Below are 22,685 nucleotides of genomic sequence, written 5' to 3' on the forward strand. Positions count from 1 at the left end.
GCGCAAAGGGTGCGCGGCGGCGGTAAACCTTGTCAGGTCCGCAGGGTGGCGTCAGGTGCGGGCCTTGCCCACCAGCTTCCAGGCCAGCGGCAGCAGCAGCGCCGCGAGGCCCAGCTTCAGCGCATCGCCGATCATGTAAGGCGTCACGCCCCAGGCCAGGGTCTGATCCCAGGCGGTGGCGAACTGGGCGGCGTTGAACAGCCCACCGTCCACCAGCGTGTAGAGCCAGGGCACACCGAGCGCATATATCACCACGTTGCCGAGCAGCATCGCCGCGCCCATCTTCACCACGCTCTTGTCCCAGCCGCGCCGGGCCAGTGCGCCGAGCAGCATGACCGCCAGCACGTAACCGGCCAGGAAGCCCCCGGTGCCGCCCATCATGTAGGCGAGCCCGTTCACCGACGACGACGACGAAGCAAACACATCGTAGCCAAGCGCGCCGATCAGCATGTAGCCGAGGATCGTCACCAGCCCAAGTCGCATCCCGTAGGCCGCGCCGATCGTCAGAACAGCGAAGGTCCCCATGGTGATCGGCACCGGCGACGGCCACATCGGCACGCTGATCTTGGCCGCAACGGCAAGCGCCGCGATACCGCCCGCGACAAGGGCGGCGCGCTTCGCCCAAAGGGCAGCGCCGCTGGTCGGGCCGAGGTCGGCCAGAACGCGGTCATTGATGGCAATACTCATGGGGTTTTCCCTCCTGCTCTTGGCATATGGCTTTGGTTTTGCACCCTGACCTGCAAGGTTGCAAGGGCGATCATCCGTCCGGGCGATAAGTCGAGGTCATCGTGTAGTCCTTGCGCGGGCCGCGCACGGTCCAGACCGCGCGCCACGCGGGCCAGTCCCGGAAATCATAGTGAACGTGGTAGTCGTCCGGGGCGCAGTGATGACGCGCCTCGGGGGTGGCCGCATCGGCGGGCACCTCGTGAAACGGGCGCATGTCCGGGAAACGGATGATCAATGTCCCGCCGTCCTGCGCCCAATGGTAGCTTTGGCGCGCCTCCATCGGGGCGGCGTCGCCCAAGGTCAGCAAACCGTGCTCGGCATAGTGCAGGCCCTTCTCATCCGCGCTGAAGCAGGCCTGACCGGTGAAACGCCCCGACGCCGCCGCACGGCGGTCCTCGATCACCCTCGCGATCCGCCAATCTCCCAGAAAGCTCATAAGGTCAGGCACTTGTCAAACCACCTTCATATCCGCCCGCAACACCGCCACCCTTCTGGCGGCATCGTCGCGCGGGGCCACATGCCACCTGTTGCCGCATATGCCCGCCCGTCCCTTGCCGCCATTGGCGCCGCAGTCTATGACGGCGCCACAGCGCACTCAAGCAAGGCTGATCCAAATGATCCCCAGATATTCCCGACCCGACATGGTGGCCATCTGGTCGCCCGAAACCAAGTTCCGCATCTGGTACGAGATCGAGGCACACGCCTGCGATGCGATGGCCGACCTCGGCGTGATCCCGAAGGAAAGCGCGGAAGCGGTGTGGAAAGCCAAGGACGTTGAGTTCGACGTCGCCCGCATCGACGAGATCGAGGCCGTGACCAAGCACGACGTCATCGCCTTCCTCACCCACCTGGCCGAGATCATCGGCAACGAGGAAGCGCGCTTCGTCCACCAGGGCATGACCAGCTCGGACGTGCTGGACACCACGTTCAACGTACAGCTGGTGCGCGCCGCCGACATCCTGATCGCGGACATGGAGGGGCTGCTCGCCGCCCTGAAACGCCGCGCGCTGGAGCACAAGGACACGATCCGCATCGGGCGCAGCCACGGCATCCACGCCGAGCCGACGACCATGGGCCTGACCTTCGCCCGCTTCTACGCCGAGATGGACCGCAACCTCGAACGCCTGCGCGTCGCGCGCGCCGAAGTGGCCACGGGCGCGATTTCCGGCGCCGTCGGCACCTTCGCCAACATCGACCCTTCGGTCGAGGCGCATGTCTGTGAAAAACTGGGCCTGAAGCCCGAGCCGATCTCCACCCAGGTGATCCCGCGCGACCGTCACGCGGCGTTCTTCGCCGCCCTCGGCGTTGTAGGCAGCTCGATCGAGAATATCGCGACCGAAATCCGCCACATGCAGCGCACCGAGGTGCTGGAAGCGGAGGAGTTCTTCTCCAAGGGGCAGAAGGGCAGCTCTGCGATGCCCCACAAGCGCAACCCCGTGCTGACCGAGAACCTGACCGGCCTCGCGCGGCTGGTGCGCATGGCGGTGGTTCCGGCCATGGAAAACGTCGCCCTCTGGCATGAGCGCGACATCAGCCATTCCAGCGTCGAGCGCAACATCGGCCCCGACACCACCGTGACGCTGGACTTCGCCCTGTCGCGCCTGACCAGTGTCGTGGACAAGCTGGTGATCTATCCCGACAACATGATCGCCAACATGAACAAGTTCCGCGGCCTGGTGCATTCCCAGCGCGTACTGCTGGCGCTAACCCAGAAAGGCGTCAGCCGCGAGGATGCCTATACCCTGGTCCAGCGCAACGCCATGAAGGTCTGGGAGCAAGGCGCTGATTTCATGGAGGAACTCAAGGGCGACGCCGATGTGCGCGCGGTGATGAGCGAGGCAGAGATCGAAGAGAAATTCGACCTCGGTTATCACACCAAGCACGTGGACACGATCTTCGCGCGGGTCTTTTCCTGATCCCGATCGCGCGGCGCCCTTAGGCCCGCGCCCGTGAAAACCCGAAGGGCGCGTGAAACCATTTCACGCGCCCTTTCGTATATCCTTCCAAGACGGAGGATATGATGCTGACACGACGGTTCGCCCTTGCCCTGCCCCTGCTCGCGCTGAGCCTGCCCGCCCTGGCGGCGGCGCCTGAGTTCACCTTCCCCTCGATTGACGGCGGCACGATCGATCTGGCCGCACTGCGCGGCAAGCCGGTGCTGGTGGTCAATACCGCCTCGCAATGCGCCTACACCCCCCAATACGACGCGCTTCAGGCCCTGCACGAGTCCTACGCCGGCCGCGCGACGGTGCTTGCCGTGCCATCGGACGATTTCGGCGGGCAGGAACTGGACGACGCAGCGGCGGTGAAGGAATTCTGCGAGGTCAATTTCGCCCTGACCCTGCCGATGACCGATATCCAGGTCGTGCGCGGCGCAGGGGCGCACCCCTTCTACGCCTGGGCGGCGGAACAGGGCGTCACGCCGAGCTGGAATTTCCACAAGATCCTGCTGGATTCAGAGGGGCGGATCGTCGCGGAGTTCAACTCCAACGTCCGGCCCGACAGCGCGCAGGTCCTGCGCGCGATAGACGCGGCGCTGTAATGCGCCGCTTCCGGCCCTGTCAGGATGCCGCGCCGTTGCGTCGGCAGCGTTCGGAACAATAGCGCACGCTGTCCCAGTCGCGGGCCCACTTCCTGCGCCAGGTGAATGGACGCCCGCAGGCGGCGCATGTCTTGCTGGGCAGGTTGGCGGGGTTGCGGAACCCCGCCTTGGGTTTACTCACCCTTCTCCGTCAGGATCTGGTCCTTGGCGACAAGCATCAGCTCGGCCATCTTGGCGCGCAACTCGTCCTCTTCGACCATCTCGCCCAGGTCCGCGGCGACCTTGCGGTACACGTCCTCGTCCCCGGCTTCCTGGAAGTCCGCCTTGATCACTTCGCGCGCATAGGCATCCGCGTCATCCCCGGTCTTGCTCAGCATTTCCGCGGCCCAGAGCCCGAGCAGCTTGTTGCGCCGCGCTTCGGCCTTGAATTGCATCTCCGCATCATGGGCGTATTTGTTCTCAAACGCTTTCTCACGATCAGGGAAGTTTGACATGGGCACAGCCTCCGGCCGGTAAAATGTTGACGTCGCAATCTATCTATTCGTGTGCCCGTCGCGCGGCAAGGGGGCGCGCCGCGAATCCTTGCCCCCACCGGCCGCATTGCCTATAGGCTAAGCTCAATTCCAGTTAACGGAGCATGGCCAATGGCACGCCGCCGCATGATTTATGAGGGCAAGGCGAAGATCCTCTATGAAGGGCCCGAGCCCGACACGCTGATCCAGTACTTCAAGGACGACGCCACCGCCTACAACGCGGAAAAGCGCGATGTCATCGAAGGCAAGGGCGTGCTGAACAACCGACTGTCCGAGCATTTCATGACCGGACTGAACCAGATCGGTGTGCCGACCCACTTCATCAAACGCCTGAACATGCGCGAGCAACTCGTGCGCATGGTCGAGATCATCCCGCTTGAGGTGGTTGTGCGCAACGTCGCCGCGGGCTCCATGTCCAAGCGGCTCGGCGTGGACGAGGGCACCGCCCTGCCCCGCCCGATCATCGAGTTCTACCTCAAGGACGACGCGCTCGGCGATCCGCTGGTCACCGAAGAGCATATCATCGCCTTCAACTGGGCCAGCCAGCAGGACGTGGACGACATGATCGCACTGGCGCTGCGCGTCAACGATTTCATGTCCGGCCTGATGTATGGCGTCGGCATTCGCCTGATCGACTTCAAGATCGAGATCGGGCGCATCTTCGAAGGTGACTTCCAGCGCCTGATCGTCGCCGATGAAATCAGCCCCGACAGCTGCCGCCTGTGGGACATCGAAAGCGGTCAGAAGCTGGACAAGGACGTGTTCCGCCGCGATCTCGGCAACCTGGCCGACGCCTATACCGAGGTGGCCCGCCGCCTTGGCGTGCTGCCGCGCAACGGCTCCACCGTGCCTGGTCCGAAACTCGTTCAGTAACCTAAGAATACAAGGGAACGCGCATGAAAGCCCGTGTCTATGTCACCCTGAAAAACGGCGTCCTGGATCCCCAGGGCGAAGCGGTGCGCCACGCGCTCGGCTCGCTCGGCTTCGAGGGGGTCACCGGCGTGCGCCAGGGCAAGGTCATGGACCTCGACCTCGAGGCGAGCGATGCTGCCGCCGCCGAAGCCGATGTCGCGAAGATGTGCGAGAAGCTGCTCGCCAACACGGTGATCGAGGATTACCGGATAGAGATCCTCGGCGCATGAAGGCCGCGGTCATCGTCTTTCCCGGCTCGAACTGCGACAGGGACATGGCCGTCGGGCTGGAGCGCGCCACCGGCCGCGCCCCGCAGATGGTCTGGCACAAGGACGCCAGCCTGCCCGAAGGGCTGGACCTGGTCGCAATTCCGGGCGGTTTTTCCTTCGGCGACTACCTGCGCTGCGGCGCGATCGCGGCCCGTGCGCCGATCATGCGCTCGGTTGTGGATTTCGCGGCGCGCGGCGGTCATGTGCTGGGCGTGTGCAACGGCTTCCAGGTGTTGATAGAGGCGGGTCTGCTGCCCGGCGCGCTGATGCGCAACGCGCAACTGAAATACGTCTGCAAGGTAACCCCGCTGCGCGTGGCGACCAACGACAGCGCCTTTACCTGCGGCTACACCCGCAACCAGCGCATTGACATTCCCATCGCCCACCACGACGGCAACTACCTGGCGGAGCCCGCGCTGCTGGACCGGCTGCGCGGTGAGGACCGGATCGCCTTCACCTATGAGCAGAACCCGAACGGCTCCACCGCCGATATCGCCGGGATCCTGTCTGAGAACCGGCGCATCCTTGGCATGATGCCGCACCCCGAGCGCGCGAACGACCCGGCCCTGGGCGGGACCGACGGCGCCCCGTTCTTCGCGGGACTTGCCGAAGGTGTGATGGCCGGGGCCTGATCCCGGCCGCATCGCGCCCTTGCCCGTGCAGGCCGCCTCACTTAGCCTTTCATCATGAGCGACAGCGCCCGCATCCCTATTTTCCACACGACCATGTCCGCATGGATGCGCCTCGCAGTGCTGGCGTTCGTCGCGTTCGGCCTGGCGCTGATGGTGGTGACGAACCAGTACCTGACGCAGCGCTTTTCCGAAACGCAACGCACCGAAAGCCAGCTGCGCGCCGCCCTTTACGCGGGCAACATGGTCACGCTGCTGCGCCAGCAATCGCTGGTGCCGCTGCTGCTGGCGCGCGACCCGGTTTTCGTCACCGCGTTGCAGACCAAGGACTACACCTCGACCTCCCAGCAGCTGATCGAGGTGGCGACGGATATCCGCGTCGACACGATCGAGCTGCTGGACGTTGACGGGCGGGTTGTCGCATCGTCTGAGCGGCGCAACATCGGTGCGAACCGCAGCGAACAGTCCTATTATTCCAATGCCTTGCGGGAGTCGGGCACGATCTTCACCGTCTCGGGCGAGGAGGACAGCGGCCCGCTGGGCTTTCACTACGCGCGCAAGGTCGTGCAGGGCAACACGCCCATCGGCGTGATCGTCGTCGCGGTGGACATGCGCCAGTTGGAGGTCAGCTGGCGAAACCGCAACGACCTGGTCGCGGTGACCAACACCAGCGACACGGTGGTCCTTGCCTCCAACACGCGATGGCGCAGCAACACGCTGACCAACGTGCTCGCCTCCGAACCGCCGCCGAGCACGGTGCGGCGCGCGCTGGGCCTGACGCGCAACTCGGTCGAGGACAATCCCTACGTCTTTCTTGACGAGCAATGGCTGCTGCGCACCGAGGTGAAGACCGGCTTTCGCGGCTGGCGGCTGACGTATTTTTCCTCTCTCACCGGGGTCCGGGCGCGGGTGAACGCCATCCTGGCGCTGGAACTGACGGGGCTGGCGCTGCTGCTGGCGATGTTCCTGTTCCTCGCCAACAAGCGCTTGCAGCGGCAAAGCCGCCTGATCGCCGAGGAATCCGGCCAGCTGCGCCGCCTGAACGCCCGCCTCAGCGAGGAAATCGAGGAACGTCAAAGGGTTGAGCGCAACCTTGAAGTTGCCGAGCAATCGCTGGAACAGGCCTCCAAACTGGCGGCCATCGGGCAGATGTCGGCCGCTGTCAGCCATGAGCTGAACCAGCCGCTGGCGGCGATGCGCACCTATCTTGCCGGCGCGCGCCTGCTGCTTGAGCGGGACCGCAAGGACGAGGCGCTGAGTTCCTTCCACCGCATCGACGACCTGCTGGAACGGATGGGCACCATCACCAAGCAGATGAAATCCTACGCGCGCAAGGGCTCGGACGCGCTGAGTCTGGTGGACCTGCGCGACGCGGTCGACGGCAGCCTCGCGATGATGGCGCCGCAGCTTGGACAGACCAGCGTGGATATCCGCAAGTCCCTGCCCGCGACGCCGGTGATGGTACGCGCCGATCCGGTGCGGCTGGACCAGATCATCATCAATCTTCTGCGCAACGCGCTGGACGCGGTTTCGGACGTGGACGACCCGGTGATCGACATCCTGCTGGTGCAGGGGCGGCAGGTCTCGCTTTCGGTGCGCGACAACGGCCACGGCATCGACGACGCAGAGGCGCTTTTCGAGCCATTCTACACCACGAAGAAACCCGGAGAGGGCGTTGGACTCGGCCTTGCCATCTCGGCCGGGATCGCGAATGAATTGGGTGGGCGTCTTTTTGCCAGAAACGCCGAACCACACGGTGCAGTCTTCGAACTGCAGCTTCCCCGTGCCATGGATAATTCGACCCAAGCAGCGGAGTAACAGGTTCAAATGTCAAGCAAACCCATGGTCGCGATCGTCGATGACGAGGCGGATATGCGCGGCTCCATCGCGCAGTGGCTGAACCTTTCAGGGTTCGAGACCGTGACCTTTGACAGCGCCGAAGCGGCACTGCGCGATGTGCGGGCGGATTTCCCCGGCGTCGTGATTTCCGATATCCGGATGCCCGGGATCGATGGCATGGCGTTCCTGAAGCGCCTGCAAAGCGTGGACCCGTCCCTGCCGGTGATCATGATCACCGGGCACGGCGACGTGTCGCTGGCCGTCGAAGCCATGCGCATCGGGGCCTATGACTTCATCGAGAAGCCCTTCGACCCCGAGCGATTGGCCGACATGACGCGCCGCGCCGCCACCACCCGGCGGCTGACGCTCGACAACCGCCGCCTGCGCCGCGAGATGTCGGATGGCACGATGCTGCTGCGCAAGCTCGTCGGCTCCTCCGCCGTGATCGAGCGGCTGCGCGAAACGATCCTCGACGTCGCACAAGCGGATGGTCACGTCATGATCACCGGCGAAACCGGCACCGGGAAATCCCTGATCGCACACGCGCTGCACGCCTGCGGGCCGCGCAAGGGCAAGCCCTATGTTTACGTGAACTGCGCCGCATTGAACGCTGAAGACATGGAGAAATCCCTGTTCGGCCCCATCGAAGAGCCGGAGCGTCGCCCCGCCGTGGAAGCCTCGGACGGGGGCACGCTGGCGCTTGAGAACATCGAGGCGCTGCCGCTGGCGCTGCAGGCCCGTCTGGTGACGGAGCTGCGCCACGGTGAAGGCGGCGACACGGAAACCGCGCCGCGCAACCTGCACATCATCTCCATCTCCAGCTCCATCTCCAGCGGGGACACCCCGCCCGAGGGGATGAGCGAGGGCCTATTCTTCCGCCTCTCGGCGTTGCACCTGTCCACCCCGCCGCTGCGCGACCGGGGCGAGGATATCCTGCTGTTGTTCAACCGTTTCTGCGCCCAGTTCGCAGAGGATTACGGCTGCGAGCCGCCCGAGGTTTCGGCCGAGGACGCCGCGCGCCTGATCCAGGCGCCCTGGCCCGGCAACATCCGCCAGCTGATGAATGTCGCCGAGCGCGCGGTGCTGCACAAGCGGCGCGGGGAAGAGGGGCTCGCCCCGCTGCTGGACGACGGGGAAATGCGCCCGAGCGCGCCGCAGATCATGGTCGAAAAACCCCTGCGCGAACATGTCGAGGCATTTGAAAAGATGTTGATCGACAATGCCTTGCGCCGTAACCGCGGTGCCGTCTCTGCGGTGATGGAGGAACTGGCCCTGCCCCGCCGCACCCTGAACGAGAAGATGGCGAAATACGGGTTGGTGCGCGGCGAATACCTATGACGCCGCGTTCAGCGCCACTGCAAGGTCGCCATACCCGGTGAAACGATAGCTGTACGCCAGCCCCAGGCGGCGTGCAGCCTCCCGCGCCTTTTCCTCCAGCGCGGGATCCCGCGTCTGGGCCAGGTAAACCAGCCGTTCGTAGTTGCCGAAAAGCATGTCGCGCAGCTCAGGATGGCGATCCAGCCCCATGGGCCGCCAGACGAAGGCGTCGAACTGCTTCACCAGGAAATCCGTCAGGTAGAAGCAGGTGATCTCGTCCTCGAGGCGGCTCATGAAGGCGTCGTTCCCGTCGAAGAACGCGTAGCAATGGGGGCCCGGGACCATGCCGACCCCCAGCGCATCGCATCGCGCCTGCAACAGGCCGCCGGTGCCGCAATCGGCGTAAACCACGAAGATATCGGCATAATCCTTGCGCGCGTCCTTGACCGCCGCCTCCACCGCATCGGGGATGCGGTCGGGGTGCAGGTGCAGCTTCGCGGGCAGGCACTGAAGGTCCATATGCGTCCAGCCATTGGCCGCCTTCAGCGCCAGGATCTCGCGCGCAAGCGCACCGCAGGCGATCAGCAGGATGCGGCCCTGCCCTTTCGGCGCGAGGCCCTTCTCGGTCAGGTCCGTATCGCTCGGGACCGGGGGCACGGGATCATTCGCCTCATCGCTCATGCAACTATTGCCTTCGTCTTCACTTTGCTAAACAAATTTCAAACACACACAACTCACCCAAACAGTTCGGAGCGTGACTATGCGTCTGAAGAAACGCATTCGCAAGATCATCAAATGGGGCCCATGGAGCTATCGCTTCTGGCGCGAGTTGATGCGTCGGCCCTATGAAATCGCCTTCCCCACGCCCGCGATTGCCGACGATATCCTTTCGGAATTCCCCGAAGCCGCCGAATTGCGCGACAAGTACCCCGAGTTGCGCGCCGAGGCGCTGAAGATCTCCATGGGCCGTGAGCTGCCCGCCAACCACGAGATCATGGCCGCGCAGACCACCTTCTACGACTTCGACAAGATCCCCTGGCGGATGGCGAACCTGCGCGCCTATGGTTTCGACTACCCCGACAACATGGCAGAAATGCCGATCATGGCCGATTTCCTGCGCCGCAATCCGCATGTGGTTTCGGCCACGATCTCGGTCTTTCCGGCCGGCAAGCACCTGCGCCCGCACCGTGGCCCCTGGAAAGGCGTCTGGCGCTACCACCTGCCCTACCTGGTGCAGGACCTGGGCGACGGCAGGACATCCTGCGAACTGATGATCGACGGCCGGGACTACTTCCTCAAGGAAGGCGAGGATATGCTGTGGGACGATACCTTCATGCATTCCGCCACCAACCGCTCGGATACGCCGCGCATCGTGCTGTTGCTGGACGTCTACCGCAAGAACCACCCGTGGTGGCTGAACTGGATCTCGCGGGGCGTGCTCGGCGCGGCCAGGATCGGCCAGCGCACGCAGGGAATGCGCGCGAAGGCCGCCATCGGCACCTGAGGGATCAGGCCTCTGCCAGCTGGTTGTGCTTGCGCTGGATGAAGTCCTTCGCCGTTTCCACCGCGACGGCGGCATCCCGGCAATAGGCGTCCGCGCCGATCGCCTTGGCGAATTCCTCGTTCAGGGGCGCGCCGCCCACCAGCACGATGTAATCGTCACGGATGCCCTTTTCGACCATCGTGTCGATCACGACCTTCATGTAGGGCATCGTCGTCGTCAGCAGCGCGGACATGCCAAGGATATCGGCCTGTTCCTTTTCCGCCGACTCGAGGTAATTCTCGACCGGGTTGTTGATGCCAAGGTCCACCACCTCGAACCCGGCGCCTTCCATCATCATCGCGACGAGGTTCTTGCCGATGTCGTGGATGTCGCCCTTCACGGTGCCGATCACCATCTTGCCCAGGCGCGGTGCGCCGGTTTCGATCAGCAGCGGCTTCAGGATGCCCATGCCGCCCTTCATCGCGTTGGCGGCAAGAAGCACCTCGGGCACGAACAGGATTCCGTCGCGGAAATCGATACCCACGATGCGCATCCCCTCGACCAGAGCCTTGGTCAGGATGTCATAGGGCGTCCAGCCGCGTTCCAGCAGGATATTGACGGCTTCCTCGATCTCGTCCTTGAGACCGTCGTAAAGGTCATCATGCATCTGCTGAACGAGCTCTTCGTCATCGAGTTCGCTCAGAACGATGTCGTCTTCCTCGTCAGCCATTGTTGCCATCCCAAAATGCCCGGTCGTCCCCGGGGGTTGCACGTCTCTGACACTTCCGTTGTATCAGGTTGCCGGTCTGGTAACGCAGCGACACTTCATTGTCGATAATCGACGAAAAGCAAATTGCCGCAATGCGCGCCCGTGTTTCGCCTTGCCGACGGGGGCCGCGGTCCACGCCCCCCTGTCCCGGCAATGTCCGGTTCATACCCGCCGGCGGCGGTTGCTGGAGCGCCGCTTCGCGGTCGGCGCGCCGGTCCCGTCGGAGTCCGACGAGAAGCCGCCGAGCCGGGCCTCGATCTCCTCCAGAGTGGGGGGATCGCCGGGCACCATCTCGCTCAGGCGGGCATGCATGGCGCGCAGGTGCTCGGGGCCGGTGCCGCAGCAGCCGCCGATGATCGTCGCACCGATCTCGCGCGCCAGGGCGGCGTAATCGGCCATCAGCTCGGGCGTGCCGTCGTAGTGCACGTGCCCGTCCACGAACTTCGGAATCCCGGCGTTGCCCTTGGCGATCAGGGGCAGGTCCGGGGCCGCTTCCTTCATGCCGCGCAGGGTGCGCAGGATGTCCGATGCGCCCACGCCGCAGTTCGCGCCAAAGGCCAGCGGGCGATGCTCCAGGCTGTCCACGAGCCGCACCATGTCGGCAGAGGTCACGCCCATCATCGTGCGCCCGGCGGTGTCAAAGCTCATCGTGCAGCACCAGGGCGCGCCAACACGCCCGATGCCGATGGCCGCGGCGCGCAGCTCCTCTGGGGCCGAGATCGTCTCAACCCAGAGCACATCCGCCCCGCCGTCCATCAGGCCGCGGGCCTGTTCCTCGAACATGTCGGCGGCATCGGCCACGGACAGGGTGCCCACGGGCTCCATGATGTCTCCGGTCGGGCCCATGGAGCCCGCGACGATCACCGGGCGGTCGGCGGCGTCGGCCACCTCGCGCCCCAGCGCGGCGGCGGCCTTGTTCAGCTCGTGCACCCGGTTCTGCGCGTGGTGCAGCTTCAGGCGGGACGCGTTGCCGCCGAAACTGTTGGTCAGGAACAGGTCGCTTCCCGCGTTCACGGCGCTACGATAGAGGTTGCGGATCTTCTCCGGCTCGTCGGTGTTCCAGAGTTCGGGCGCCTCGCCCGCGGGCAGGCCCTGGTTGAACAGGTTGGTCCCGGTCGCGCCATCGGTCAACAGCCAGTCGCGGCTGGCGAGCATCGTTTCAAGGTCTGTCTTCATGCTGCGGCTCCTTCGGCACGGGCGGCAATCTCTCGGATACGGGCGATCATCGCACGCAGCCCATTCGAACGCTGGGCGGACAGGTGACTGTCCAGCCCCAGCTCGGCGAAACGGGCCTGGGCGTCGATCCGGGCGATCTCGGCCGCGGTGGACCCGCTGTACAGGGCCCGCAGGATCGCGATCAGCCCCTTGACGATCATCGCATCGCTGTCGCCCTCGAAACGGATCCGCGCATCGGGGCCCTGCCCCTCGACATGGGGGACGAGCCAGACCTGGCTGGCGCAGCCCTCCACCTTGGTGGCGGGCACCTTCTGGGACTCCTCGATGCCGGGCATGTCCTTGCCGAGGTCGATCACGTAACGATAGCGGTCCTCCCATTCGTCGAGGAACGCGAAGTTTCCGGCAATCTCTTCGAAATCGGCGGCGGCCATTGGGAGTGCTCCAGCTTTGGTCTGTGGCCTTGGATGTAAGGGCAATTGGCCTGAACGTCCAGACGCCCCTTTTCCTGAAGGGGCTTTGTCTCTAAACCCTGAAGAACGCGACGAGGGAGGAATATCAATGAGTTTGCGTGTCATCGCCTGCGGGCTGGTCCTGGCGCTCGGCGCCTGTTCGGGTGGATCGGGCAGCAACCCGCTCGGCTCTTTCCCGTCGCTCGGTTCGCTCAATCCCTTTGGGGGGAATGACGACGGGTCGGACGCCACTGTCGCTGGGGTGGTCGCGGATGACACCGTGCTGGTCGCGCAACTGGAGTCGGTCACCCCTGAGTCGGCCCTGCGCGGGGTCATCCTGAAGGCCACCGGCATCGCGCCCTCTGTCGGGTATTACAACGCGCAGCTGGTGCCGGTGAACGGCGGGCTGCCCGACGAGCGCGGGATCGCGACCTATGACTTCCGCGTCACCCCGCCCGAGGTGTCTTCGGGCGGACCGGTGCAGGCGCGCCGGTTGATCGCCGCGACCTTCATCCATGACGACGATCTTGCCGGGATCCGCGGGTTCCGCGTGCGCTCTGCCGGCAACACCGTGGACCTGCGCCGCTAGACGCGCGCAGGTCCGCCGGGCCGGGCGGGAGTCGCGCGCTCAGATGCTGATGGTGATGACCTTGTCGCCATTCGCCGACAGCGCGATCTGGCCCGACTTCAGCCGCATCGCATCGGCGCCGAAGACTTCGCGCCGCCATCCGTGCATGACGGGGGAATCCTCGCCCGCGGCGATGTCATCCAGGTCGGAGACCGTGGCGATCAGCTTCTGCGCCACGCCTGCTTCCTCGGCCTTGGCCTTCAGCAGGACGCGCAGCAGGTCAGCCAGCCCCTCCTGGCCCTGGCGGCGCTGGCGCTGGGCGGGCACCTCGGGCAGGTCGGACTTGGGCAGGTCCATCGCCTTGTCCACCGCCGCGACGATGGCGTTGGCCAGGTCGCCCCGGCGCGCCTCTCGCTGAAGCAGGCGGGACTTTGACAGGTCGTCCAGCTGGCGCGGGCGCGTGGCGGCCAGTTCGAGGATCACGTCGTCCTTGAAGATGCGGTTGCGCGGCACGTCGCGGCTTTGGGCCAATTCCTCCCGCAGCTCGGCCAGGGCGCGCACGATGGCTAGGAAGCGCGGGGAATTGGTGCGCGTCTTAACCCGGCGCCAGGCTTCCGAGGGGGTCGTGACATAGGTTTCGGGGTTGGCGAGGACGGCCAGCTCCTCCTCCAGCCAGTGCGCGCGCCCGGATTCGTCGAGCTGCGCCTTGAGCGCCGTGTACACCTCCCGCAGGTGGGTGACATCGGCCAGGGCATAGACTTTCTGCTTCTCGCTCAGCGGGCGTCGGGACCAGTCCGTGAAGCGGGACGACTTGTCGATGCCCTCGTTGCAGATCTTGCGCACCAGGGTTTCATAGCCGACCTGCTCTCCGAAGCCGCAGACCATGGCGGCGACCTGCGTGTCGAACAGCGGCGTCGGCAGTGCGCCGCTGTCGACGTAGAAGATCTCCAGGTCCTGGCGCGCGGCGTGGAACACCTTCACGACGGAGGTGTCGGCGAACAACTCGTACATCGGGGCCAGGTCAAGCTCCGGCGCCAGCGTGTCGATCAGCACGGCATCTTCGTCGTCGTCCCCCGGCACGGCCATCTGCACAAGGCACAGCTGGGCGTAATACGTGCGCTCCCTCAGGAACTCCGTATCGACGGTGACGAATGGATAGCTCGCGGCATGGGCGCAGAAGGACCGCAGCGCCTCGGTCGTGGTAATGGTGATCATGCGCCGTTTATACGACGGCCCCGCGGGATTGACTATGGGGGATCTTCACCGTTGCGCGGGGCCATGAACGGCAGGATCGCGGTGATCCGCGCGCCGCCGCCGCGCGGGCCTTCGCCAACCTCGATCTGGCCGCCGAGGCAGGCGACCCCCTGCCAGAGCATCGCCAGGGCCAGCGCGGTTGGGGGCGGAATCGTCTCGCTCGGGCGGCCCGAGAATATCGCGCCCCGCGCTTCCGCCACGATGGGCGGGCCGGGGAAGATGACGCTGAGGCGCAGGACCTGCCCGGCGCGGATCGCGCGAAAGCCGATCACGTCACCCGCCCGCCGCGCAGCACCAAGGCCGGCATCCAGCAGCGCCGCCCCGATCGCCGAGAACACCACCGGGTCCGTCGCGCAGACCGGCATCTCGCACAGGAAGTCCACCGCTTCGGGCCGATCGCCGCAGCGCGCGGTATGAACCCGGGTCAGCAGCGCGTTCGGGTCTACCCCTTCCTCGATCCGCGGGGTCATGCCCGCGGCGGCAAGGGCGATGATCGCCCCCATCGAGGTTTCAAGCCGGGCCGCCTGCCGCGCGATCGCGCGACCGGTGCAACTGATACGCCGGGTGTCGGCCCCGTCGCCGTCGGCCAGCCAACCCGCGCGGGCGCGCAGGATGCCGGTGCTGTGCATCAGGTCGGGCAGTGCATCCATCACCAGCGCCCCCGGATCGGCCAGATCCCCGAGGTGCGGGGTGAACAGCGTCGGGGGAACCACCTGGCGCGCGGGCATATCCGCCGCGCGCCGGTCGATCCAGGCAACGGTCCGCGCGGAGCGGGGCTCAAGGCTGTGAATGTCTGGGTTCTGGTCCATGATGCCCAAGGTCTATCGCCCCAGGCGTTAACAGGTGGTTAGCCTGTCGCAAGCAAGTTCGGTGAGGGTTAACACCGTCTTTTACGAGTGGCTCCGGCGGTTGGATTCGAACCAACGACCTGCGGATTAACAGTCCGATGCTCTACCACTGAGCTACGCCGGAACAGCCGTCTCGTCTTGCTGAGAGGGCGTATAGCAAAGCGATTCTGGAGCGTAAAGCACAATATCGCATCCCGCCCGACATCGTTTCAGAGCGCCCTGAAATCCCCCGTGGACAGGTCGTCCGCGGGCATAGCGACACGCCCTGACTGGGCCAGGTCGATCAGGTGCGCCAGCACGTTGCGCGCCGCGGCGCGGTGAAGATGCCGCGGGACATCGCGGTAGATGGCCTCGGTGATCGACTCGAGAGTCGCCTGGCCCTCGCGCAACGCGTCCAGGATCTGCGCGCTGCGCGCCAGGCGATGCGCCTTTTGCGTCGCCGCCAGCGCGGGCCCGTCGTCCACTGCCGCCCCGTGCCCCGGCAGGTAGCGCCGCTCCTCAAGCCCCATCAGGTGGTCGAGCGCGCCGAGAAACGCGCCGACACTGCCATCGGGCGGAGAGATCAGCGTCGTCGACCAGCCCATCACCGTGTCCCCGGTGAACACGATATCGCGCCCCTCCAGCGCGAAGCTGAGGTGGCTGGACAGGTGCCCCGGCGTGTGATGCGCGCGCAGCCGCCAGCCCTGCCCTGCCACCGCGTCGCCGTGGCGCAAGCGCTGGTCGGGGGTGAACCCGGGGTCGATCCCCTCCCCGCCCAGCAGGCCCTTGCGCCCGGCCAGCTCCTGCATCTCGGGGCTGCGCCCCTCGGTCGCGCCGCCGAAGGACAGGATCGGCGCGCCTGTCGCGCGGGCCAGCGCCGGCGCGCCGGCGCTGTGGTCCAGGTGCGCGTGGGTAATCAGGATATGGCTGATCCGCGCCCCCGCGGGCACCGCCGACAGAATCGCCGCGAGATGCGCACGATCGTCCGGCCCCGGGTCGATCACCGCCAGGGATTCGGTGCCGAGAAGATAGGTCTGCGTCCCGTCGCTGGTCATCGGCGAGGGGTTCGGCGCGGTCAGGCGGCGCAGATCGGGGGCCAGGTCATCCGGGGCGCGCATCGGGCTTCTCCTTGCGGGGGGCGGGGCATGGCGGTAACGCTTGGCGGATCATGGCACGTCCCCACCTCAAGTCCTACCTGCCCCGGTCGCTTTTCCTGCGCGCCAGCCTGATTCTGATCGGCCCGCTGATCCTGTTGCAACTGGTGGTCGCCGTGGTCTTCGTGCAGCGCCATTTCGAGGGCGTGACCCGCCAGATGACGCAGAACATCGCGCGCGAGCTTGCCGTGGCGCAGCAGGTGATCGACACCTCTCCCAGCGCGGAAATCGCTCAGTTGCGGTTGCAGAACCTGTCGCGCCCCCTGGCCATCGGCCTGTCGCTGGATCCCGATACCCAGGTCACGGGCGAGAATGCGCGCCTGTGGTACGACCTGTCTGGCCGCGTCCTGACGGAGGAAATGACCGCCCTGCTCGGCCCGTCGCTGCGGGTAGACCTCGCCGGGAATGCCCGCCAGGTGGACGCGCGGTTGCGCACCGACAAGGGCGTGCTGCACGCCGTGATTCCGCGCACTCGGGTAACGGCCTCGAACCCGCACCAGCTGCTGGTGCTGATGATCGCGACCTCGCTGGTGCTCGGGGTCATCGCGATCCTGTTCCTGCGCAACCAGATGCGTCCGATCCTCAACCTCGCGGATGCCGCGGCGGCCTTCGGCAAGGGGCGCTCCGTCCCCTTCCGCCCCGCCGGCGCGGAAGAGGTGCGCCGTGCCGGCCAGGCGTTCCTTGCCATGCGCGCGCGGATCGAGCGCGCGATCGAGCAGCGCACGCTGATGTTGTCGGGCGTCAGCCACGACCTGCGCACGCCGCTGACCCGCATGAAGCTGACCCTGGCGCTGGCCGACGACCTGCCCGAGGCGGCGGAGATGGGGCGCGACGTGGACGAGATGGAGCAGATGCTCGAAGGGTTCCTCGCCTTCGCGCGCGGCGACCAGATGGAGGACACCGAGCAGGTCGACCTGTTCGACATGGTCGCCGACCTCGGCGAGCGGGCGCGCCGCGCCGGGGTCCAGATCAGCGTGGTGACGGAGGCGGAGCCGGGCAGCGACCGCCGCTTCCCCCTGCGCGAGGCGGCGGTGTGCCGCGCGCTGATGAACCTGATCAGCAATGGCGCGCGCTACGGCACGCACGTACGCCTGACCCTGCGGCTGACCGCAAACCGCGCGATTTTCGTGGTCGAGGACGACGGCCCCGGCGTGCCCGCCGACAAGCGCGAGGAGGTGACGCGCCCCTTCACGCGGCTCGACAAGGCGCGCAACCAGGACAAGGGCGGCGGCGTGGGCCTCGGGCTGGCGATCGCGCAGGACGTGGCGCGCTCCCACGGGGGCGCGCTTGAGTTGGGCGACAGCGCGCTCGGCGGGTTGTCGGCGACGATCAGGCTGCCCCGCTGAGCCCCTCCAGCGCCAGCTGCACGATATGGGGCACCAGCGCCCCGAGGTACCGCGCCTTCTCGGGGTTGGAGGCGTTGCCCTGCAAGGCCCGGTGCTTCACCCCCTGCAGGATCGCGGCCATGCGAAAGAAGCTGAAGGCCACCGGAAAGGTCATGTCCGGGATATCGTCCAGTCCCGCCCGGCGGGCATAGCGCGCGACGTAGTCCGCGTCTGTCGGCAGGCCCAGCGCGGCGCGGTCCACCCCGGCAAGGCCCCGCCCCTCGGCGCCCACGGGCAGGCGCCATTGCATCAGCTGCGCGCCAAGGTCCGCCAGGGGGTGGCCAAGGGTGGACAGTTCCCAGTCCAGCACCGCGTTGATCGCGCCGCTCGCCGGATCGAACAGCAGGTTGTCCAGCCGCCAGTCCCCGTGGACCAGCGCGACGCGGCCGTCGTCCTCGGGCATATGCGTGTCCAGCCAGGCGATCAGCGTTTCCATGTCGGGCAGCGGCCCGGTCTCCGTCGCGCGGTACTGGCCTTGCCAGCGGGCAAGCTGGCGGGCGAAATAATTCCCGGGGCGGCCAAAATCACCCAGTCCGACAGCCACCGGATCGACGCTGTGAAGCGCGGCGAGCGTGGCATTCATAGCATCGTACAACGCCCGACGCCGCGCCTTGGCCATGCCGGGGCAGCGTGGATCGTTCTCCGTCTGCCCGGCGACCTGCTCCATCACGAAGAAGGCGGTGCCGAGGACCGCCTCGTCCTCGCACAGCAGATACACGCGCGGAACCGGCACCGGCGTGCCCTGAAGGGCGCGCATCACGCGGAACTCCCGCTCCACCGCGTGGGCCGACTTCAGCAGACGCCCCGGCGGTTTGCGGCGCAACACCAAGGGCCCCGCGTCCGTGTCGAGGAAGAACGTCGGGTTCGACTGGCCCGTGGCGCTTTTCACCACGCCCCGGATTTCCGAGAACCCCGCGATCCGCCCGCGCAGGTAGGCGCTGACCGCCGCTTCGGGCAGCAGCGGGTCACCGTTCGGCGCGGCCATGGCGGCTCAGACCTTGTCGTTGGTGTAGCGGCGCAGTTCGGCGCGCGCCACCTGGCGGCGGTGCACCGCGTCCGGCCCGTCGGCAAGGCGTAGCGTGCGCAGGTGGGTCCAGCTCGCGGCAAGCGGCGTGTCCTGGCTGATCCCCTGCCCGCCGTACATCTGCACCGCCTCGTCCACCACCTTCAGCGCCACGCGGGGTGCAATGACCTTGATCTGGCTGATCCAGGGCGCGGCGGCGCGCGCGTCCCCCTGGTCCATCATCCAGGCGGCCTTCAGGCACAGCAGGCGCGCCTGTTCGATCTCCATCCGGCATTCGGCGATGATGTCGTAATTCGCGCCAAGGGCGGCCAGCGGCTTGCCGAAGGCGGTGCGCTCCAGGCTGCGGCGGCACATCAGTTCCAGCGCCGCCTCGGCGTGGCCGATGGCACGCATGCAGTGGTGGATGCGCCCCGGCCCGAGACGCCCCTGCGCGATCTCGAACCCGCGCCCCTCGCCCAGCAGCATCTGGCCAGCGGGCACGCGCACGTTCGTGAAGCGCACGTGCATGTGCCCGTGGGGCGCGTCGTCATGGCCGTAGACCTGCATCGGGCGCAGCACCTCGATCCCCGGTGTCGCGGGGTCCACCAGGATCATCGAGTGGCGCTTGTGTTTTGGCGCATCCTCGTCCCCGGTGCGCACCATGACGATATAGAGCGCGCACCGCGGGTCGCCCGCCCCACTGGCCCACCATTTCTCGCCATTCAGAACATAGGCGTCCCCGTCCCGCACGCAGGACAGCGCGATGTTGGTCGCGTCCGAACTGGCCACCTGCGGCTCCGTCATCAGGTAGGCGGAGCGGATGCGCCCTTCCATCAGCGGGGTCAGCCAGCGCGCCTGGTGTTCGGGCGTGGCGTAGCGCGCCAGCACGTCCATGTTGCCGGTGTCCGGGGCGGAGCAATTGAACACCTCCGCCGCCAGGCGCACCTTGCCCATCTCCTCGGCCAAATAGGCGTATTCGACCGTCGACAGCCCCGAGGTGTCGGACTTCCAGAAATTCCACAATCCCCGCGCGCGGGCTGTTTCCTTCAGCGTTTCAAGGATTTCGCTCATGCGTGGCGTGTATTCGAAGCGATCCCCGGTCGCCCCGACCAGCGCATGGAACTCCGCGTCCAGCGGTGCGATGTCCTCGCGCACCATGCGCCGCACCGCCGAGACCAGCGGTGCGACCCTTTCCGAAACCCCGAGATCCATCAGAACGGGGCTTGCGTGCGCCGCGGCCACTGCAGCGCGGCAATGCCGAACATCAGCAGCAGGGCGGGCAGGAAGAAGATCTCCTTCGGCAGGCGGTCATTCTCCAACTGGACCTGGCTGACGGTGACCGGCGTGTCGCCGTAGAAGTCGTAGTTGTTGCCGATCTGCTCGAAATAGGGCGTTCCGGGGAACGGCTCCTCCAGCAGCAGGCTGTCGCCCTCTTCCATGATGGTCAGCCCGTAGGGGTCCAGCCGGGCCATGGCGTCGCCGTCCAGTTCGGGAGAGATCTGGATCGTGGTGTCGGCGATCTCTCCGGTGTCGAAGTCCGGCCCCGAGATGGTCAGCCTGAGCGGCGCGCCCGCCGGCGCCTCGCTTATGGCGGTCAGGGCCGCCGGGCCGACCTGCGTGTTATAGGGCTCTTCGATCTTGTCGAGGAAGAAGCCCGGGCGGAACAGCATGAAGGTCACGATCAGAAGGCCCACGGTTTCGTACCAGCGCGATTTCGCGATGAAGTATCCTTGGGTCGCGGCGGCGAACAGAAGCATCGCCACGAGGGACACCACGAAGACGAACACGCCCTTCGCCAGCCCCACGTCGATCAGCAGAAGATCGGTGTTGAAGATGAACAGGAACGGCAGAAGGGCCGTGCGGATATCATAGGAAAAACCCTGGATACCGGTCTTGATCGGGTCCCCCTGGCTGATCGCCGCCGCCGCATAGGCCGCGAGCCCCACGGGTGGCGTGTCATCCGCGAGGATCCCGAAGTAGAAGACGAACATGTGCACCGCGATCAGCGGCACGATCAGCCCGGCCTGCGCACCCACGGTCACGATCACCGGCGCCATGAGGCTGGACACCACGATGTAGTTCGCCGTGGTCGGCAGCCCCATGCCCAGGATCAGGCTCAGCACCGCGACCAGGATCAGCAGGATCATCAGGTTCCCGCCGGAGATCGTCTCGATCACCTCGCCGATGATCTGGTGCGCCCCTGTCAGGCTGATGGTGCCCACGATGATCCCCGCCGCGCCAGTGGCGACCCCGATGGAGATCATGTTGCGCGCCCCCATGATGAGCCCCTCGACGAAATCCACGAAGCCCGCCGACGCCTCGCGCGCGAAGGTGCTTTCACCGCGGAACATCGCCTTCAGCGGACGGTGGGTCAGCGCCACGACGATCATCACCACGGCGGCCCAGAACGCCGACAGCGCGGGCGACAGACGGTCGAGGCTTTCGGTGCGGATCATCAGGTTCCACACCAGCACGAAGATCGGCAAGGCGTAATACGCGCCGCCCAGCAACGTCGGGGTCAGGCGCGGGGCGCTGACCTCCTCGGCGTTGGGATCGTCGGGTTCCACGTCCGGGTAGCGCGACGCCACGTACACCAGCGCCAGATAGGCCAGCGCCAACAGCACAAGGGCCGCGCCGATGGAATCCCCGCCCATCAGTGGGTCCATCAGCCCGCGGAACAGCACCAGAAGGAAGGTGATCCCGGCCATGAACAGGAAGCCGGTGATGAACAGGATCAGGATCATCAAGACGCCGATGCGCCGCCCCGGCTTCTTTAGCCCGGTCAGTCCCATCTTCAGGCTTTCCAGGTGCACGATGTAGAGCAGCGCGATGTAGCTGATCACCGCTGGCAGGAAGGCGTGCTTGACGACCTCGATGTAGGGAATGTTGACGTATTCCACCATCAGGAAGGCCGCCGCCCCCATCACCGGAGGGGTCAGCTGCCCGTTGGTGGAGGACGCCACCTCGACCGCGCCGGCCTTTTCCGCCGGGAAGCCGATCTTGCGCATCAGCGGGATGGTGAAGGTGCCCGTCGTGACAGTGTTGGCGATCGACGAGCCCGAGATCATGCCCGTCATCATCGAACTCAGCACCGAGGCTTTCGCCGGCCCGCCCCGCAGCGCGCCCAGCAGCGCGATGGCGACCTTGATGAACCAGTTGCCGCCCCCGGCCCGGTCCAGGATCGCCCCGAACAGCACGAAGAGGAAGATCATCGTCGTCGACACGCCAAGCGCGACGCCGAACACCCCCTCGGTCTGCATCCAGTAGTGCCCCATCGCCTTGGAAAAGGACGCCCCGCCGAAGTTCGTCAGGTTGCGGATCCATTCCGAGTATCCGCCGAAGAACGCCAGGCTCAGGAACGCACAGGCGATGATCACCAGAGGCAATCCGAGCGAGCGGAACACCGCGATCATCAGCGCGACCATGCCGAGGGCGGACATCACCAGGTCCGTGGTGGACCAAAGGCCGGGGCGCGTGGCGATGTCGAAGCGGAACACGACAAGGTACAGCGTCGCGGCGATGCTGATCGCGACCAGCAGCCAGTCATACCAGGGGATCCTGTTCTTGTCCCCGAACAGCGGGAACGCCAGGTGCGCCAGCGTCAGCGCGAAGGCCAGGTGCACGAAACGCGCCTGCGCCACCACGTTGGCGAAGAACGATACGCCCGTGGCCTGCGCCAGCACGCCGGGAATCTTCGAGGCGATGTAAAGCTGGAACAGCGACCAGACGATACATAACCCGATGATCAGCTTTGCCTGGAACCCGACGACGTTGCGTCCCCCGGTATCGGCCTGCGCCACCATTTCATCGGCGGTAAGTGTTTCCGTCTTGGCCATCTCTTGTCCCCGTT

At 66.2% G+C, this 22,685-nt stretch carries 24 protein-coding genes and 1 tRNA gene; 10 read left to right on the forward strand and 15 right to left on the reverse strand.

The window, feature by feature from the left end:
* Positions 1–51: 51 nt before the first annotated feature.
* Together DJ029_RS17555 and DJ029_RS17560 are read right to left on the reverse strand one after the other, a co-directional pair.
* A complete protein-coding gene (locus DJ029_RS17555) occupies positions 52–687 on the reverse strand; it encodes a biotin transporter BioY (RefSeq protein ID WP_112323801.1) in 636 nt (211 codons plus the stop codon).
* A gap of 70 nt (positions 688–757) precedes the next feature.
* Positions 758–1,174, reverse strand: coding sequence for a DUF6314 family protein (locus DJ029_RS17560; protein WP_232823127.1), 417 nt, complete (start codon positions 1,172–1,174; stop codon positions 758–760).
* Between the two features lie 166 nt (positions 1,175–1,340).
* On the opposite strand from DJ029_RS17560, the gene purB reads away from it, so the two are divergent.
* Both purB and DJ029_RS17570 read left to right on the forward strand, forming a co-directional pair.
* Positions 1,341–2,642 (forward strand): adenylosuccinate lyase, encoded by a 1,302-nt coding sequence (gene purB / locus DJ029_RS17565; RefSeq protein ID WP_112323803.1) that lies wholly within the window; start codon positions 1,341–1,343, stop codon positions 2,640–2,642.
* A 107-nt stretch (positions 2,643–2,749) separates the two neighbouring features.
* Positions 2,750–3,268, forward strand: a complete 519-nt coding sequence (locus DJ029_RS17570; protein WP_370445254.1) for a glutathione peroxidase — start codon at positions 2,750–2,752, stop codon at positions 3,266–3,268.
* A gap of 19 nt (positions 3,269–3,287) precedes the next feature.
* Here DJ029_RS17570 and DJ029_RS17575 read toward each other — a convergent pair whose 3' ends face one another.
* Complete coding sequence (locus DJ029_RS17575; protein WP_112323804.1) at positions 3,288–3,449, reverse strand: DUF2256 domain-containing protein; 162 nt, start codon at positions 3,447–3,449, stop codon at positions 3,288–3,290.
* Positions 3,442–3,762: a DUF1476 domain-containing protein gene (locus DJ029_RS17580; RefSeq protein ID WP_112323805.1), complete on the reverse strand. Its 321-nt coding sequence runs from the start codon at positions 3,760–3,762 to the stop codon at positions 3,442–3,444. Before DJ029_RS17580 ends, DJ029_RS17575 begins: the two co-directional genes overlap by 8 nt.
* A 150-nt stretch (positions 3,763–3,912) precedes the next feature.
* On the opposite strand from DJ029_RS17580, the gene purC reads away from it, so the two are divergent.
* Genes purC through DJ029_RS17605 form a run of 5 tightly spaced genes read left to right on the forward strand, consistent with a single transcriptional unit; the run spans position 3,913 to position 8,788 of the window.
* Positions 3,913–4,674: a phosphoribosylaminoimidazolesuccinocarboxamide synthase gene (purC, locus tag DJ029_RS17585; RefSeq protein ID WP_112323806.1), complete on the forward strand. Its 762-nt coding sequence runs from the start codon at positions 3,913–3,915 to the stop codon at positions 4,672–4,674.
* 23 nt (positions 4,675–4,697) lie between these two features.
* A complete protein-coding gene (purS, locus tag DJ029_RS17590; RefSeq protein ID WP_112323807.1) occupies positions 4,698–4,943 on the forward strand; it encodes a phosphoribosylformylglycinamidine synthase subunit PurS in 246 nt (81 codons plus the stop codon).
* Complete coding sequence (gene purQ / locus DJ029_RS17595) at positions 4,940–5,614, forward strand: phosphoribosylformylglycinamidine synthase subunit PurQ (RefSeq protein ID WP_112323808.1); 675 nt, start codon at positions 4,940–4,942, stop codon at positions 5,612–5,614. The genes purS and purQ overlap by 4 nt, the downstream gene beginning before the upstream one ends.
* A gap of 54 nt (positions 5,615–5,668) precedes the next feature.
* Positions 5,669–7,429 carry a sensor histidine kinase gene (locus DJ029_RS17600; protein ID WP_112323809.1) on the forward strand — a complete coding sequence of 587 codons (1,761 nt, stop codon included), beginning with the start codon at positions 5,669–5,671 and terminating at the stop codon, positions 7,427–7,429.
* Positions 7,430–7,438: 9 nt separating this feature from the next.
* Positions 7,439–8,788: a sigma-54-dependent transcriptional regulator gene (locus tag DJ029_RS17605; RefSeq protein WP_112323810.1), complete on the forward strand. Its 1,350-nt coding sequence runs from the start codon at positions 7,439–7,441 to the stop codon at positions 8,786–8,788.
* Here the strand turns inward: DJ029_RS17605 and DJ029_RS17610 are convergent.
* Positions 8,783–9,448 carry a DUF1638 domain-containing protein gene (locus DJ029_RS17610; RefSeq protein WP_112323811.1) on the reverse strand — a complete coding sequence of 222 codons (666 nt, stop codon included), beginning with the start codon at positions 9,446–9,448 and terminating at the stop codon, positions 8,783–8,785. The genes DJ029_RS17605 and DJ029_RS17610 overlap by 6 nt on opposite strands.
* A 79-nt stretch (positions 9,449–9,527) precedes the next feature.
* Here DJ029_RS17610 and DJ029_RS17615 point away from each other — a divergent pair, with 79 nt between their 5' ends.
* Positions 9,528–10,271, forward strand: coding sequence for an aspartyl/asparaginyl beta-hydroxylase domain-containing protein (locus DJ029_RS17615; RefSeq protein WP_112323812.1), 744 nt, complete (start codon positions 9,528–9,530; stop codon positions 10,269–10,271).
* 4 nt (positions 10,272–10,275) lie between these two features.
* Here DJ029_RS17615 and DJ029_RS17620 read toward each other — a convergent pair whose 3' ends face one another.
* The 3 genes from DJ029_RS17620 to DJ029_RS17630 form a co-directional block, all read right to left on the reverse strand.
* Positions 10,276–10,980, reverse strand: a complete 705-nt coding sequence (locus DJ029_RS17620; protein WP_112323813.1) for a corrinoid protein — start codon at positions 10,978–10,980, stop codon at positions 10,276–10,278.
* A 201-nt stretch (positions 10,981–11,181) separates the two neighbouring features.
* Positions 11,182–12,195, reverse strand: a complete 1,014-nt coding sequence (bmt, locus tag DJ029_RS17625; RefSeq protein WP_112323814.1) for a betaine--homocysteine S-methyltransferase — start codon at positions 12,193–12,195, stop codon at positions 11,182–11,184.
* Positions 12,192–12,626, reverse strand: a complete 435-nt coding sequence (locus DJ029_RS17630; protein ID WP_112323815.1) for a SufE family protein — start codon at positions 12,624–12,626, stop codon at positions 12,192–12,194. Before DJ029_RS17630 ends, bmt begins: the two co-directional genes overlap by 4 nt.
* A gap of 127 nt (positions 12,627–12,753) precedes the next feature.
* Between DJ029_RS17630 and DJ029_RS17635 the strand changes: the two genes are divergently transcribed.
* Positions 12,754–13,233, forward strand: a complete 480-nt coding sequence (locus tag DJ029_RS17635; protein ID WP_112323816.1) for a hypothetical protein — start codon at positions 12,754–12,756, stop codon at positions 13,231–13,233.
* 39 nt (positions 13,234–13,272) lie between these two features.
* On the opposite strand, the gene rnd is transcribed toward DJ029_RS17635, so the two are convergent.
* From rnd to DJ029_RS17655, 4 genes are all read right to left on the reverse strand, one after another.
* Positions 13,273–14,427: a ribonuclease D gene (rnd, locus tag DJ029_RS17640; protein ID WP_112323817.1), complete on the reverse strand. Its 1,155-nt coding sequence runs from the start codon at positions 14,425–14,427 to the stop codon at positions 13,273–13,275.
* A 32-nt stretch (positions 14,428–14,459) separates the two neighbouring features.
* The gene (locus DJ029_RS17645) at positions 14,460–15,275 is read right to left on the reverse strand and encodes a hypothetical protein (protein ID WP_157966429.1); all 816 of its coding nucleotides are present in this window, start codon (positions 15,273–15,275) and stop codon (positions 14,460–14,462) included.
* An 88-nt stretch (positions 15,276–15,363) separates the two neighbouring features.
* Positions 15,364–15,438, reverse strand: a tRNA-Asn gene (locus tag DJ029_RS17650).
* 85 nt (positions 15,439–15,523) lie between these two features.
* Positions 15,524–16,411 (reverse strand): MBL fold metallo-hydrolase, encoded by an 888-nt coding sequence (locus DJ029_RS17655; protein WP_112323819.1) that lies wholly within the window; start codon positions 16,409–16,411, stop codon positions 15,524–15,526.
* A gap of 50 nt (positions 16,412–16,461) precedes the next feature.
* On the opposite strand from DJ029_RS17655, the gene DJ029_RS17660 reads away from it, so the two are divergent.
* Positions 16,462–17,793: an ATP-binding protein gene (locus tag DJ029_RS17660; RefSeq protein WP_112323820.1), complete on the forward strand. Its 1,332-nt coding sequence runs from the start codon at positions 16,462–16,464 to the stop codon at positions 17,791–17,793.
* Here the strand turns inward: DJ029_RS17660 and DJ029_RS17665 are convergent.
* Genes DJ029_RS17665 through DJ029_RS17675 form a run of 3 tightly spaced genes read right to left on the reverse strand, consistent with a single transcriptional unit; the run spans position 17,777 to position 22,671 of the window.
* A complete protein-coding gene (locus tag DJ029_RS17665) occupies positions 17,777–18,817 on the reverse strand; it encodes a phosphotransferase family protein (protein WP_112323821.1) in 1,041 nt (346 codons plus the stop codon). The two genes, DJ029_RS17660 and DJ029_RS17665, sit on opposite strands and share 17 nt — an antisense overlap.
* Before the next feature lie 6 nt (positions 18,818–18,823).
* The gene (locus DJ029_RS17670) at positions 18,824–20,047 is read right to left on the reverse strand and encodes an acyl-CoA dehydrogenase family protein (protein WP_112323884.1); all 1,224 of its coding nucleotides are present in this window, start codon (positions 20,045–20,047) and stop codon (positions 18,824–18,826) included.
* Positions 20,047–22,671, reverse strand: a complete 2,625-nt coding sequence (locus DJ029_RS17675) for a TRAP transporter permease (RefSeq protein WP_112323822.1) — start codon at positions 22,669–22,671, stop codon at positions 20,047–20,049. The genes DJ029_RS17670 and DJ029_RS17675 overlap by 1 nt, the downstream gene beginning before the upstream one ends.
* Positions 22,672–22,685 lie beyond the last annotated feature (14 nt).

The organism is Oceanibium sediminis (genome assembly GCF_003265325.1).
Taxonomy (GTDB): domain Bacteria; phylum Pseudomonadota; class Alphaproteobacteria; order Rhodobacterales; family Rhodobacteraceae; genus Halovulum; species Halovulum sediminis.

Bases quoted from the DNA above. Each gene is read 5' to 3' on its own strand.
- DJ029_RS17600 (WP_112323809.1), top strand. From the start codon at position 5,669: ATGAGCGACAGCGCCCGCATCCCTATTTTCCACACGACCATGTCCGCA.
- DJ029_RS17635 (WP_112323816.1), top strand. From the start codon at position 12,754: ATGAGTTTGCGTGTCATCGCCTGCGGGCTGGTCCTGGCGCTCGGCGCC.
- DJ029_RS17660 (WP_112323820.1), top strand. From the start codon at position 16,462: ATGGCACGTCCCCACCTCAAGTCCTACCTGCCCCGGTCGCTTTTCCTG.
- purS (WP_112323807.1), top strand. From the start codon at position 4,698: ATGAAAGCCCGTGTCTATGTCACCCTGAAAAACGGCGTCCTGGATCCC.
- DJ029_RS17555 (WP_112323801.1), bottom strand. From the start codon at position 687: ATGAGTATTGCCATCAATGACCGCGTTCTGGCCGACCTCGGCCCGACC.
- DJ029_RS17630 (WP_112323815.1), bottom strand. From the start codon at position 12,626: ATGGCCGCCGCCGATTTCGAAGAGATTGCCGGAAACTTCGCGTTCCTC.
- DJ029_RS17610 (WP_112323811.1), bottom strand. From the start codon at position 9,448: ATGAGCGATGAGGCGAATGATCCCGTGCCCCCGGTCCCGAGCGATACG.
- purC (WP_112323806.1), top strand. From the start codon at position 3,913: ATGGCACGCCGCCGCATGATTTATGAGGGCAAGGCGAAGATCCTCTAT.
- DJ029_RS17670 (WP_112323884.1), bottom strand. From the start codon at position 20,047: ATGGATCTCGGGGTTTCGGAAAGGGTCGCACCGCTGGTCTCGGCGGTG.
- DJ029_RS17615 (WP_112323812.1), top strand. From the start codon at position 9,528: ATGCGTCTGAAGAAACGCATTCGCAAGATCATCAAATGGGGCCCATGG.
- DJ029_RS17645 (WP_157966429.1), bottom strand. From the start codon at position 15,275: ATGGACCAGAACCCAGACATTCACAGCCTTGAGCCCCGCTCCGCGCGG.
- DJ029_RS17580 (WP_112323805.1), bottom strand. From the start codon at position 3,762: ATGTCAAACTTCCCTGATCGTGAGAAAGCGTTTGAGAACAAATACGCC.
- DJ029_RS17665 (WP_112323821.1), bottom strand. From the start codon at position 18,817: ATGGCCGCGCCGAACGGTGACCCGCTGCTGCCCGAAGCGGCGGTCAGC.
- DJ029_RS17605 (WP_112323810.1), top strand. From the start codon at position 7,439: ATGTCAAGCAAACCCATGGTCGCGATCGTCGATGACGAGGCGGATATG.
- DJ029_RS17675 (WP_112323822.1), bottom strand. From the start codon at position 22,671: ATGGCCAAGACGGAAACACTTACCGCCGATGAAATGGTGGCGCAGGCC.
- DJ029_RS17655 (WP_112323819.1), bottom strand. From the start codon at position 16,411: ATGCGCGCCCCGGATGACCTGGCCCCCGATCTGCGCCGCCTGACCGCG.
- rnd (WP_112323817.1), bottom strand. From the start codon at position 14,427: ATGATCACCATTACCACGACCGAGGCGCTGCGGTCCTTCTGCGCCCAT.
- purQ (WP_112323808.1), top strand. From the start codon at position 4,940: ATGAAGGCCGCGGTCATCGTCTTTCCCGGCTCGAACTGCGACAGGGAC.
- DJ029_RS17620 (WP_112323813.1), bottom strand. From the start codon at position 10,980: ATGGCTGACGAGGAAGACGACATCGTTCTGAGCGAACTCGATGACGAA.
- purB (WP_112323803.1), top strand. From the start codon at position 1,341: ATGATCCCCAGATATTCCCGACCCGACATGGTGGCCATCTGGTCGCCC.
- bmt (WP_112323814.1), bottom strand. From the start codon at position 12,195: ATGAAGACAGACCTTGAAACGATGCTCGCCAGCCGCGACTGGCTGTTG.